Origin of the sequence: Methanocaldococcus lauensis, assembly GCF_902827225.1 — an archaeon.
Classification (GTDB): domain Archaea; phylum AGJL01; class Methanococci; order Methanococcales; family Methanocaldococcaceae; genus Methanocaldococcus; species Methanocaldococcus lauensis.
The window spans coordinates 1,296,704-1,308,136 of record NZ_LR792632.1 but is presented as its reverse complement, the minus strand read 5'-3'; the positions used below and the strand labels follow the sequence as shown (position 1 = coordinate 1,308,136).

At 28.1% G+C, this 11,433-nt stretch carries 13 protein-coding genes; 9 read left to right on the top strand and 4 right to left on the bottom strand.

The window, feature by feature from the left end; all coding sequences use genetic code 11:
* Nucleotides 1-16: 16 nt before the first annotated feature.
* Together KMP69_RS08155 and KMP69_RS06920 are read left to right on the top strand one after the other, a co-directional pair.
* Nucleotides 17-208, top strand: coding sequence for a hypothetical protein (locus KMP69_RS08155; protein ID WP_250543594.1), 192 nt, complete (start codon nt 17-19; stop codon nt 206-208).
* Nucleotides 193-1,287, top strand: coding sequence for an ATP-binding protein (locus KMP69_RS06920; protein WP_250543654.1), 1,095 nt, complete (start codon nt 193-195; stop codon nt 1,285-1,287). Before KMP69_RS08155 ends, KMP69_RS06920 begins: the two co-directional genes overlap by 16 nt.
* 74 nt (nt 1,288-1,361) lie before the next feature.
* Here KMP69_RS06920 and KMP69_RS06915 read toward each other — a convergent pair whose 3' ends face one another.
* Both KMP69_RS06915 and trm5b read right to left on the bottom strand, forming a co-directional pair.
* A complete protein-coding gene (locus KMP69_RS06915; RefSeq protein WP_214399722.1) occupies nt 1,362-2,873 on the bottom strand; it encodes a replication factor C large subunit in 1,512 nt (503 codons plus the stop codon).
* Nucleotides 2,874-2,896: 23 nt separating this feature from the next.
* Complete coding sequence (gene trm5b / locus KMP69_RS06910; RefSeq protein WP_214399721.1) at nt 2,897-3,910, bottom strand: tRNA (guanine(37)-N1)-methyltransferase Trm5b; 1,014 nt, start codon at nt 3,908-3,910, stop codon at nt 2,897-2,899.
* 133 nt (nt 3,911-4,043) lie between these two features.
* Here trm5b and KMP69_RS06905 point away from each other — a divergent pair, with 133 nt between their 5' ends.
* The 3 genes from KMP69_RS06905 to KMP69_RS06895 are packed head-to-tail and all read left to right on the top strand — an operon-like array spanning nt 4,044 to nt 5,623.
* Complete coding sequence (locus KMP69_RS06905) at nt 4,044-4,550, top strand: type II toxin-antitoxin system VapC family toxin (protein WP_214399719.1); 507 nt, start codon at nt 4,044-4,046, stop codon at nt 4,548-4,550.
* Nucleotides 4,551-4,558: 8 nt separating this feature from the next.
* A complete protein-coding gene (locus tag KMP69_RS06900; protein WP_214399718.1) occupies nt 4,559-4,933 on the top strand; it encodes a hypothetical protein in 375 nt (124 codons plus the stop codon).
* A gap of 6 nt (nt 4,934-4,939) precedes the next feature.
* Nucleotides 4,940-5,623 carry a TrmJ/YjtD family RNA methyltransferase gene (locus tag KMP69_RS06895; RefSeq protein WP_214399717.1) on the top strand — a complete coding sequence of 228 codons (684 nt, stop codon included), beginning with the start codon at nt 4,940-4,942 and terminating at the stop codon, nt 5,621-5,623.
* On the opposite strand, the gene ttuA is transcribed toward KMP69_RS06895, so the two are convergent.
* Nucleotides 5,624-6,532 carry a tRNA-5-methyluridine(54) 2-sulfurtransferase gene (ttuA, locus tag KMP69_RS06890; protein WP_214399715.1) on the bottom strand — a complete coding sequence of 303 codons (909 nt, stop codon included), beginning with the start codon at nt 6,530-6,532 and terminating at the stop codon, nt 5,624-5,626. It abuts the gene before it with no gap.
* A 181-nt stretch (nt 6,533-6,713) separates the two neighbouring features.
* Here ttuA and KMP69_RS06885 point away from each other — a divergent pair, with 181 nt between their 5' ends.
* The 4 genes from KMP69_RS06885 to KMP69_RS06870 all read left to right on the top strand — a co-directional run bounded on the left by KMP69_RS06885 (nt 6,714) and on the right by KMP69_RS06870 (nt 11,042).
* Nucleotides 6,714-8,009, top strand: a complete 1,296-nt coding sequence (locus tag KMP69_RS06885) for a pyridoxal phosphate-dependent aminotransferase (RefSeq protein WP_214399714.1) — start codon at nt 6,714-6,716, stop codon at nt 8,007-8,009.
* Between the two features lie 151 nt (nt 8,010-8,160).
* On the top strand, nt 8,161-9,432 hold the full coding sequence (locus tag KMP69_RS06880; protein ID WP_214399713.1) for an ornithine cyclodeaminase: 1,272 nt from the start codon (nt 8,161-8,163) through the stop codon (nt 9,430-9,432).
* Nucleotides 9,429-10,088 (top strand): DUF2100 domain-containing protein, encoded by a 660-nt coding sequence (locus KMP69_RS06875; RefSeq protein WP_214399712.1) that lies wholly within the window; start codon nt 9,429-9,431, stop codon nt 10,086-10,088. The genes KMP69_RS06880 and KMP69_RS06875 overlap by 4 nt, the downstream gene beginning before the upstream one ends.
* A gap of 15 nt (nt 10,089-10,103) precedes the next feature.
* Nucleotides 10,104-11,042, top strand: coding sequence for a 2-phosphoglycerate kinase (locus tag KMP69_RS06870; RefSeq protein WP_214399710.1), 939 nt, complete (start codon nt 10,104-10,106; stop codon nt 11,040-11,042).
* On the opposite strand, the gene KMP69_RS06865 is transcribed toward KMP69_RS06870, so the two are convergent.
* On the bottom strand, nt 11,043-11,432 hold the full coding sequence (locus KMP69_RS06865; protein ID WP_214399709.1) for a toprim domain-containing protein: 390 nt from the start codon (nt 11,430-11,432) through the stop codon (nt 11,043-11,045).
* Between the last annotated feature and the right edge of the window lies 1 nt (nt 11,433).

Genomic DNA, 11,433 nt, shown 5'->3' with positions numbered 1-11,433 from the left:
TATAAATAGGGAAAGAATGGATGAAAGAGACATCATAAAAGCGATTATTAAAGAATACCAACAAAGAGAAATGCATCTGATTCCAAGAGATATAAAATTACCTAAAACTAATAAAGTAATATCTATTATTGGAATTAGAAGGTCTGGAAAACATCATTACTTTTTGATTTATTTAAAAAAACAGAAAAATCCATATTCTTCCCATTAGATGATGATAGAATTTTTCCACCAACTATCAAAACTCTCCAAGAAATTGTAAAAGTGGGTAAAGAAATGTATCCAAATGAGAAGATAACTTTCTTTTTTGATGAAATACAAGAAGTTGAAAATTGGGAAATTGTTATAAAAAGATTAGTTGAGAGGGAGGGACATAATGTTTATTTAACTGGTTCATCTTCTAAATTATTATCAAAGGAAATTGCTACACAATTAAGAGGTAGAAGTTTAAGCGTGGAGTTATTTCCTTTATCATTTAAGGAATATTTAAGATTTAAGGGCTTTGAGTTTGATGAAATATTGACTGAGCAAGAGAAGGTGTTAATTTTAAAGTATTTGGATGATTATTTAACTTATGGGAGTTTTCCAGAGGTTGTTATGGAAGAAGAAAATAGAGAAGAAATTCTGAGGGAGTATTTAAGGACAATCATATTTAGGGATATTGTGGAGAGACATAAAATAAAAAATATCCAAATATTGAAACTTTTTATTAAATTTTTAATCAACTATCATACAAAAAAGGTCTCTATAAATAAGTTAGTTAATTATTTCAAATCAATAGGAATAAAAGTCAGTAAAAATACGTTATATGAGTATTTAGAGTATCTCAATGATTGTTATTTTGTTTTTCCATTAAAAAAGTTCTCTTACAGTTTGAAGGAGATAAATCAAAGTTTATCTAAACCATATATTATTGATAATGGATTTATTAGAATTTTTGACATTAAACATTCGATGGATAAGGGAAAGTATTTGGAAAATGCTGTTTTCGTTGAACTGAGAAGGAGAGGTTTTGTCGAAAATGAAAACATATTTTATTACGAAGACACAATAGGAGAGGTTGATTTTTTAATTAAAGAGAATGACGAAATAAAATGTCTAATAAATGTTTGTTATGATTTAAACTTTGATAATTATGATAGAGAAGTTAAAAAATTTGTTAAAATTGGAAAAAAGTTAAATTGTAATAACTTAATTTTAATAACTTTTGATTATGAAGATGTTATTAAAGAAGATATTAAAGTTAAAATTATTCCATTTTGGAAATGGTGTCTGTTAAATAACTTATAATTTAAAGTTTGCAATTTATTAAATATTTAAATAATATACTATAAAAAATATATTTGCAAAACTCCTAAATAAATTTATTTGAAGAAAGCATCTAACGTTAGTTGTTTTCCTTTTTCTTCTTTTTTCTTAGTTTTCTTTTTCTCTTTTTTAGTTTCTTTTTCTTCTTCAACTTTTGGTTTTTCATCTATTTTTTCTTTAGTTTCTTCTTTAATGTCTTTCTCTACTTCTTTTATCTCTTCTTTTTCTTTAACTTCCTTAGGTTGTATAATTAGCTGCTCTTCTTTTTTCTTTTCTTTCTCTAATTTCTCTTTCTCTTTTTTCTTTTTTCTTTCTAATTTTTTCTTTTCTTTCAATATTTTTAATATTTCAGACGCTAATTTATCTCCTACTAAAACTTTTAACTCATCCTCCTTTATTTCAAAGTAATCAACTAAATCAGCTGCTACAGATGGATTTTCTTTAGATAAAATTTTGAGCATTTGCAAATCAAATCTCGCCCTCTTTGATGAAGTATGTGTTTTTTCTCCAATTTTCTTTAATATTTTATTTAATATCTCCCTCTCTGCCTTTGTTTGTGTCAATAGCCTAAAAATCTTTGGATAACTGTATGGTGTCCATTTTCTATATTTCTCATCTTTTGATAGGGCAACTCCTGCAGTCATTAATGTCGTTGCATACTTCCAAAAGCCGTAGTTTTGTCTTCTCATCACTCTACCTAAATATCTATCCGCCTTAGATAAATATTCAAAAGCCCTCTCCACCTCTTCTAACTTTTCATACTCTTTTGGAATATTTTCAGCTATCCATTCAATTATAACATCTGGTGATTCATCTACATTCATCAATGCAGTTGTAGCTATCCCATAGTGAGTAGTTTTTAAAATAATCCTCAAAGCATCAAATATATTTGCCTCTCTTTTCCTATCTGGAAGTTTTTGGGCAGCTTCGTAACTTAAATCTCCAGACAAAGCTAAAGCCTCTAAGTCATTTATTGCACTTCTCAAATCTCCAGCTGAATGTTGGGCAATCATTTTTAATGTCTTATCATCCACATCAAGCCCCTCTTTTTCAGCTATCTTTTTTAGAACTTTATAGACAGACGTTTTATTTAACGGGTTTAATTGGATTATCTCAACATAAGGTAGAAGATTTCTTATTGATGTGGCATAGGCATCATTAGCAGTTAAAATTATTGGATTCTTTGCCTTCTTTATAATCTTTATTAGCTCAGAAACTCCTCCAGCATCCTCTTTTCCTGAAATACCATCAACTTCATCCAATATAATTAAAAATTTCTTCCCAAAGATTGAAGATGAAGTAGCCGCATGCCCTACAATTTTTTTTATTACTGAACCACTCCTTTTATCACTCGCGTTCAATTCAATAACTTCAAATCCATAATCATTTGCCAAAGCATAAGCTAAAGTTGTTTTTCCACATCCTGGAGGTCCTACCAACAAAATTGGTTTTGGTTTTTCTCCTTTTAAATAACTTTCAATCCAACCTTTTAATTTTTCTTTGACTTTTTCATTTCCAACAACTTCTTTTAATGATTTTGGTCTATACTTTTCCACCCAACTTAACATAAACTATCCCTAAACTTTATTTTTTAATTTTTAAGAATTTTAAAGTCTAAAGCTAAAACATACTCTCTTGGAGCATAACTTTTGACAATTCTCTTTTCTAATACTTTACAATCACATTTTTTTTCAAATAACTTTATTGCCTCGTCAAAATCAGAGCCAATTGTATAGTAATGTATAACTCCTCCCTCATTTACTATTTCTAATGCTTTATCTATAAATTTATGGGAGTATTTTGGCAAATTCATTATAACTCTATTTCCCATAACATCAACATCTTTAGCATCGCTCAATATAGGTATTATTTTATGCTCCAATTTATTTAACTTTATATTTCTTTTTAAAAGTTCTATGGCATCTGGATTTATATCTATGGCATAGATTTTTTTAGCGTTTCTGCATGCAATTGAGAATGGTCCAACTCCAGCAAACATATCAACAACCACATCATCTAAAGAAACTTTTTTCATTATTCTTGCCCTCTCCCCTCCTAATCTTGGAGAGAAATAAACCTTCGCAATATCAACCCATAAGCGATAGCCATTTTCTTTATGTAGTGTTAGAGTTCTATTCTCTCCTGCTAAATGCTCCAACTCTCTAACTCTAAACTCTCCCTTAACTTCACTTTTTCTTCTAAAAACTCCTTTACATGGAATTAATTTATATGCAATTTCTCCAATCTCCTTTCTCGTTTTTTCATCAATTTCATCAGATATTTGTAAAATTACTAAATCACCAATAACATCATAAGATAAAGCAATTAATCCCTCATCAATCTCTTTTCTAAATCTTTTTGATATAACTTCTCTAAAACTTGGTTTTCTTTTAATCTCTTTTTTCTTTATATCTTTTTCAACTATTTCAATATTTGGAATCAAATCTTTTAAATTAATATTCTTTAAATTCTCTTCATTTAATGGAATGTATAAAAAATCTCCCTCCTTTACTATTTTGTAATTTTTATTTAACAATTTGTTTTCTAACAATAATCTTCTGGTTTTTTCTCCTTCTTTGGCATAGACCTTTGCACATAAAACCAATTTCTCACCGTTTTTTAATGTATAATTTATTTTTTATTTATAAATTTAATAATTATATAATGCAATAGCTGAGTTTTATATATAGATTATAGCTTAAGTGTGTATTATTTTATGCTATTTAGAATGTGGAACCATGAAAGTTAAAGTATTAGATGCCTCAGCAATAATTCACGGATATAATCCAGTTATAGAAGAAGGAGAGCATTATATAACTCCAGAAGTTTTGGAAGAAGTCGAGTCAATGAAGGTTATTGTTGACCAAAGTTTAAATTTAGGAAAACTAAAAATAAAAATTCCAAGTAAAGAATATATAAAGATAGTTGAAGATACTGTTAAAAAGACAGGAGATAATTTATCTAAAGAAGATATTAGCATTTTAGCGTTGGCGTTGGAGTTAAAGGGAATATTATATACTGACGATTACGGAATTCAAAATGTGGCAAAAAAATTAAATATTGATGTTAGAGGAATAATTTACGAACCAACAAATAAAAATTTTGTTTGGAGAAAGGTTTGTGAAGGTTGTAAAAAAATGTATCCCATAGATTTTGATGAAGATGTCTGTGAGATTTGTGGAAGTCCATTAAAAAGAAAAATGGTAAAATCAAGATTATCAAAGAATAAAAAAAGGAAAAAATAGGATAAATTATGAAAGAGTTAAGGGCTAAAACAAAAGAAGAACTAATTGAGAAAATTAAAAACTGTGAAAATGTAGATGAAATTTATATTAATTTAGAGTTAGATAGAGATGTAGCAATAGCATTGTTAGAGAATTGCGAGCCTAAAAAGATATATTTACCAAAGTCAAAGTATAAAAGGTCTTCTAAGAAAATTATAAAGGCATTGGAAGGAGTAGATGTTGAAGTAATTCCTATAGCTCCAAAGACTGGAAGACCTACAAATGTAGATAAAATTATTAAAAAGTATTTAGATAAAAAGCCAGAAGAAATTGCGAAAATTACTGGGTTAAATTTAAAGACAGTAGAATATCACTATTATAAATTAAAAAAGTCAATGAAGTGATATATAATGATTTCAGTTATTTTAGTAAATCCTAAATACAGTGGAAATGTTGGTAGTATTGCAAGGGTTATGATGAATTTTGATTTTGAAGATCTTAGAATAGTTGGAAATAGAAATATTATAAATGATGAGGCATATATGATGGCTGTTCATGCAAAAGAAATATTGGACAATGCTAAATTTTATGAAAGTTTTGACGATGCAATAAAAGATTTAGATTTTGTTATTGCTACTTCAGGAGCAAGAGGAGGTGATAGAAATTTAAAAAGGGTTCCTATAACTCCAAAAGAATTGGCAGATAAAATTTTAGAAATTAAAGGAAATATAGGAATTGTTTTTGGTAGAGAAGATGACGGATTAAGAAATGAAGAAATTGATAAATGTGACTTATTAGTTTCTATTCCTACATCTGAAAAATATCCAATAATGAATTTATCTCACGCTGTGGCAGTTATTTTATATGAAATTTATACAAAAAAAGTTGAAAATAGATTTTTAGATATAAAAATGAGGGAGGCTTCAAAAGAAGATAAGGAATTGTTAATAAAAAAGTTTAATGAATTTATAGATAAAAATGAAAAAATTCCTGAGCATAAAAAAGAACTTTGTAAAATTATTTTTAAGAGGTTAGTTAATAGAGCTTTTATAAGTGGAAAAGAGGCATGGACATTAATGAGTGCTTTTAAATAATTATTTGCTGTTACTTTTATTTTTATTTTTATACAATTTCCACACTCTGCAAAACGAGCAAATTCTTCCAGCAGAAGTCATTCCGCAAATTTCACACTCTCTAAATTCAAAATTTTCATCTTCTTCGCATTTAAAAATACGCCTATTTTTCATATAGCCAGCTAAAAATTGATACTTTATATTAGGTCTTAATTTTTCTAATTCATTGAAGTATTCTCTATGCTTTAAAGTTATTGCCTTTTCTGCAAATCTACATTTAACTGTTGTAAATGGAATATTTTCTGCCTCAGCATACTTTAAAATTAAATCCTCTTCTATCTCAAAAAATATTTTAACTTTTTTTAAAAACTTATCGTGAGCTGGAAGAACTGGCTCGTGCTTAGCTAAGTATCTAATGTTCCAATTTAAAATATTATTTAAAATAAATGATACTTCATCATCTAAATTATGTCCTGTAACTATAACATCAAATCCATGTTCATAACCAAATTTATTCATTAAATATCTTTTAGTTATCCCACATATTGAACATTTTTTTCCTCTTATATCTTCTAAAGTTTTTCCAGTAATATCTTTTAAATTAATTATATGTAAAGGAACATTTAACTTTTTTGCCAACTCCTCAACGGCCTTTAGAGAACTTTCAGAAAATCCTTTAATTCCTAAATTTATATGAAATAATTCAATGTTATATCCTAATTTTTTTAAAACCCATGCAGCAGCATGTCCATCCTTTCCACCAGAGACAGATACTAAAATTTTTTCATCTTTGTTTAGCATATTATATTTTTTTATGGACTTTTCAACCTTATTTTCAAAATATTCAATAAAATGCTCTTTACATAAGTGAATTTTTGGAGATTTTAATTTTACATAACTTTCCTTATTGCAAAATTTACATTTAGTCATATTTTCACCACAATCATTAAATTCTTAAATCTTTATTTTATTTTAAACAGTTATTTATATTAATTTGACTCTATAAAAAAGGAGTTCTATTTTAAGGATAAAGTTTATATATCAAAACTATAAATTGGAGAATCATCCAATAATTTACAAAAAATAGAGTTCCATTTTATGAGATGAAACTATGAGAAATCCAATAATAGATGTAGGAGCTAAGGAGTTAAGTTATGAAATTAGAGAGATTGTAGATATAGCAAAAAAAATAGAAAAGTTTGGAATAAATATAACTTGGGAAAATATTGGAGATCCAGTAGCAAAGGGAGAAAAAATTCCAGATTGGATTAAAGATATTATAGTTGAAATTGTTAAAAATGATGAATCTTATGCATACTGTCCTACTAAGGGGTTATTAGAAACACGAGAATTTTTAGCAGAGCAGACAAATAAAAAAGGAGGAGTTCAAATTACAGCAGAGGATATTATATTTTTTAATGGATTAGGTGATGCTATAGCAAAGATTTATAGTTTATTGAAGAGGCAGGTTAGAGTTATAAACCCATCTCCATCATATTCAACACATTCCTCAGCTGAAGGTTCACATGCAGGTTCTCCACCAGTAACTTACTTTTTAGACCCTTACAACTATTGGTATCCAGACATTGACGATTTAGAAAAGAGAATTAAGTATAATCCAGCAGTTAGTGGAATTTTGATAATAAATCCTGATAACCCAACAGGAGCAGTATATCCAAAAAAAATTTTAGATAATATAGTTGATTTAGCAAATGAATATGATTTATTTATTATTTGCGATGAAATATACTGTAATTTAGTTTATAATGGAAAAAAATATTATTCATTATGTGAAATTATAGACGATGTTTGTGGAATATCTTTAAAAGGAATATCTAAGGAAATTCCTTGGCCTGGAGCGAGATGTGGATGGATTGAAATTTACAACGCCGACAAAGATGAGGAATTTAAAAAATATGTTGATAGTATTTATAGATCCAAATTAATAGAAGTTTGTTCTACCACATTACCACAAATGGCTATTCCAAAAATTATGGGTCATAAAAATTATAAAAAATACATAAATGAGAGAAATAAGTTTTATGAGAAGAGATCAAATACTGCATATAAAAAATTAAAAGACATTGATGGAATTATAGCAAATAAGGCAAATGGAGCATTTTATATGTCTATAGTGTTCGAAGATAAGTATTTAAATGGAAACAACTCAATAAAAATAAAAAATGAAAAATTGAAAGAATTTATAGATTCCTATACAAAAAATGTAAATATTGATAAAAAATTTGTATATTATTTATTAGCATCTACTGGAATCTGTGTAGTTCCTCTAACATCTTTCTGCTCACAACTTAACGGATTTAGAGTAACTTTATTAGAAAAGGACGATAATAAATTTAACTGGATATTTGATACTCTATCAGAAAAAATAGAGGAATTTTTATTATAATTAATTTTATTAGTTATTAGTTTATTTTTATATTAATTTTTGTTATATAATAATTTAAATATTTGGATTTAACTATAAAAACAGATGGTTAAAATATTAGTTTGACAATAATTACTTTTTATTAATTTAAAAATAACAAGAGGGATTTATTATGTTTATGAGAGAAATTGAATTAAAGGGACATATTATTGATAGTTTAATTTTACCTAAAGTTTTTGATAAAATCTTAGAAATGGGCGGAGATTACAAAGTTTTAGAATTTGAAATTGGTAAGAGAAAGACTGATCCAAGTTATGCAAAAATATTGGTTATTGGTAAGGACGAAAAACATGTAGATGAAATTTTAAGCGAATTAAAGGATTTAGGGGCTGAGATTCCTGAAATTGAAGAAGTTGAGTTACAACCTGCTGAAAAGGATATGGTTTTACCAGAGGGATTTTATTCAACAACCAATCACAAAACCTTTATTAGATTTAGAGGAAAGTGGATAGAGGTAGAGAATCAAAAAATGGATGGAGCTATTGTAGTTTATCCTGACGAAATGAGAGCAGAAGTAAAAACAATTAGAAATATTAAAAAAGGAGATTTAGTTGTTGTTGGCCATAAAGGAGTTAGAGTAATTCCACCAGAAAAGCCAAGAGAATCTGGCGGATTATTTGAATTTATGAAATCAGAGGCTTCCTCAGAAAAGCCAAAAGAGACAATAATTAGGAGGATAGCAAAAGAAATGTATGAAATTAGAGAAAAGTATAGAAAGACAGGAAAAGGAGGAATTGTTGTAGTTGGAGGACCAGCAATTATACACACAGGTGCAGGATGGGCATTAGCTAAATTAATAAGAATGGGTTATGTTCAGGCACTGTTTGCTGGAAATGCCTTAGCAACTCATGATATAGAGAGTGTTTTGTATGGAACTTCCTTAGGAGTAGATTTAAAAACTGGAAAGAGTGTTCCAGGAGGGCATAGTCATCATTTAAGGGCTATAAATGTTATAATGAGGGCAGGAAGTATAAAAGATGCTGTTGAGCAGGGTATTTTAAATAGGGGGGTTATGTACGAATGTATAAAAAATAATGTTCCCTATGTATTGGCAGGTAGTATTAGAGATGACGGTCCCTTACCAGATGTAATTACAGATGTTGTTAAGGCACAAGAAAAAATGAGAGAACTATTAAAAGGAAAGGATATGGTTTTAATGCTCTCTACGATGTTACACTCAATAGCTACAGGGAACCTATTACCTTCATGGGTTAAAACTATCTGCGTTGATATAAATCCAGCAGTAGTTACAAAATTGATGGATAGAGGAACTTCTCAGGCATTAGGAATAGTTACAGATATTGGTGTCTTTTTACCAATGTTAGTTGAAGAGTTGGAAAAATTAGAGAAAGAAAAAGAAGATAAAGATAAGGGGAGACAATGAGAGATAAATACTCAAAAGAATTAATAAGAAAGGGGATATGTACAATATCAAAACTAAAAAAAGTTAAGATAGAGGAAAAGCCAGACAAAATAAATATTGATAGGCATTCAAAAATCTCTTACAAAGATGCAAAGCCTGGAAAAATAAATGTTGAAGAGTTTAAAAAGGCAATTTATCAACTATTGGAGGCAGATGATTTTTTATATAAAAAAGCTCCGAAGCATGAATTGAATGAAGATGAGGCTAAAGAATTTTGTAAATTAATTATAAAATGCCAAGAACATCTTAATAGAGTTTTATCTAACTTTGGGTTTGAGTTAGAGGAGAAAGAGATTAGTGAAGATGCCTTATATATTGTCTCAAATAAAAAACTATTCAAAAAATTAAAAAATAAAAATCCTAATTTAAAGGTTGTTTGCACTGAGGGAATGTTAGATATAGAGGATATGAGGAAGATAGGGATTCCAGAAAATGCGTTAGAAGGATTAAAGAAAAAAATTGAAATTACTAAGAAAAATATTGAGAGATTTATTAAAAATTACAATATAAATAAAGTTTATGTAGTAGTTAATGATGAAAAAGACGAATTATTATATTTAAGGGCTAAAAAACTTTACAATGCTGAAAAAATAGAGGCTGATGAAATTTTAGACTAAAATTTTGGTGGAATGATGGATTTGCAAAATGATATAGTTGTTAGAGGAAAATCCTATGAAATGCCATTTTCAAAGGGTATCCTTGCAAGGTCTTTAATGGCGGCAGGTTTAAAACCAAGTATTGCATATAGAATAGCATGGGACATATATGAAATGCTTAAAAAAGAGAATATTAAAGTTATTGATAAGGCAGAACTTAGAAGAAGAGTTTATTACTATTTAATATCAAAAAATTATGATGAAGTTGCTAAAAAATATTTACTTTGGAGAATGGTTTTAGGTAGAAGACCAATAGTTATTTTAATAGGCGGAGCTAGTGGTGTAGGTACTTCTACAATTGCATTTGAAATAGCATCAAGGTTAGGAATATCGAGTGTAATAGGGACAGATTCAATAAGAGAGGTTATGAGAAAAGTAATTTCAAGAGATTTAATACCAACACTTTACGAGTCAAGTTATACAGCTTGGAAAGTTTTAAAAGATAATTATGAAGAAGATAACAAAACTAAATATATAAAAGGTTTTGAGAGACATTCTGAAGCTGTATTAACTGGTGTTGAGGGAGTTATAAATAGATGCTTACTCGAAGGGCAGAGTGTAATTATTGAAGGGACTCACTTAGTTCCAACACTTTTAAAAGATAATTATTTAGAAAATCCTCATATTATTTTTATTATGCTAACAATCTATGATGAGAAATTACACAAAATGAGATTTTATGCAAGAGGTAGAGTATCAAGCAGACCTACTGAAAGATATTTAAGATATTTTAAAATTATAAGGATAATAAACGAATATATGGTTGAAACTGCAAAAAAGAAAGGAGTACCAGTAATTGAGAATATAAAAATCAGTGAAACAGTTGATAAATGCCTAAACATCATAACTGAAAGATTAAAAAATATGATTGAATTAGAGGGTTTAAGTGAAGAGGATATGTTAGAGAGTGTATAATTAAAACAGACTTCTTTTATTTACATAGGAGAATAGACTTTCAATATCTCTAATACCACTATTTGTATATATAAATATTTCTTGCCTAATTTTTGTATTTACCTTAATTCCTCTATATCTAAACTCTTCAATTATGGCTTTAGCTAACATTCTACCTCTTCTATCAAAGTCAGTTAATAAGATAACTTCCTTTATTCCCTTTCTTATAAGTTCATCAGCTATTAAATAAATAGGAGTTTTTGCTATTACAATGAATGTTCCCTCAACTCCCAACTTTTCTAAACTTTCAACATCTCTCTTTCCTTCTACAATTATTGGCTTTTCTTCTGCCTCTATCTTTAACTCTTCTATGACTTCCAACAACCTCTCAAAGTATTCGTCCCTTCTCATA